The sequence below is a fragment of the Caballeronia sp. INML2 genome (assembly GCF_023631365.1).
Lineage (GTDB): Bacteria > Pseudomonadota > Gammaproteobacteria > Burkholderiales > Burkholderiaceae > Caballeronia > Caballeronia turbans.
Genome location: NZ_JALQDH010000192.1, coordinates 1 through 1,073, shown reverse-complemented (window position 1 = coordinate 1,073; position 1,073 = coordinate 1). Strand labels below are relative to the sequence as shown.

Below are 1,073 nucleotides of genomic sequence, written 5' to 3'. Positions count from 1 at the left end.
CGCAGCCCGAAAGAAAGCTGGTGGCGCCGCTTCTCCTTACCGCTTTGAACCCGAACAGTTGACTGAGCCTCGAGCTCGTATCTTTGCAAGTATGGGTGCTGTGGTGAACCAAATTCCTTCCTCTTTCGCGTCGCCCTTGTTCGTCGGTATCGATGTCAGCGGCCCATTCCTCGACGTCGCCTATCACGAATCCTCCGAAACCTTTCGTCTGCCTAATGCCCCTGAAGGCTTCGCCGAACTCATCCACCGATTGTTGCCCCTCAAGCCGCAACTCATCGTCCTCGAAGCCACCGGCAAGCTCGAACGCGCCGTGCTCCAAGCCCTCTGCCAAGCCGGCTTGCCAGCCGTCGCGGTCAATTCCAAATGGGTGCGCGACTTCGCCAGATCCACCGGCCAACTCGCCAAGACCGATCGCCTCGATGCGCGCGTCATCGCTCACTTCGGCGCCACCATCAAGCCCGAAATCCGACCCCTGACCGACGAGCAAACCCAGCAGTTGCAGGCCCTCATCCTGCGCCGCGCCCAGCTCATCGAGATGCTCACCGCCGAACAAAACCGCCGCAAGCGCGCTCATAAATCGGCCCTGCCCAGCATCGATGAATTCATCCGGTTCATTACGCAACGCATCAAGGACGCCGATCGCGATATCGACGCCTTCCTCCACGCCAACGAACTCTGGCGCAAGACCGAAGCCCTGCTGCGCTCCACCCCGGGCATCGGCAAAACAACGGCCGCCGCGCTCATCGCCTTTCTGCCCGAACTAGGCTCGCTCAACGCGCGACAGATCGCCTCGCTCGTCGGCCTCGCTCCATTCAATTCCGACAGCGGAGCGCACCGCGGCGAGCGCCATATCAAGGGCGGCCGCCACATCGTGCGGCGCGCCCTTTATATGGCCTGTGTCGCCGCTCAACGAGCCAATCCGAACATCAAGGCGTTTTGCGATCGACTACGCGCCAAAGGCAAAAAGACCAAGGTCGCATTCGTCGCCGGCATGCGCAAGCTCCTTACTCAGCTCAACGCCATGATGCGCGATCGCACCCCCTGGAATCCCCCACATCACGATCACTTGTGAC

General features: G+C 61.1%; 1 protein-coding gene. It reads left to right on the top strand.

Going from position 1 to position 1,073, the window contains the following annotated elements:
* Positions 1 to 91 precede the first annotated feature (91 nt).
* Entirely contained in the window at positions 92 to 1,072 is a 981-nt protein-coding gene (locus tag NCT32_RS36930) for an IS110 family transposase (protein ID WP_409241456.1), read from the top strand.
* Position 1,073 lies beyond the last annotated feature (1 nt).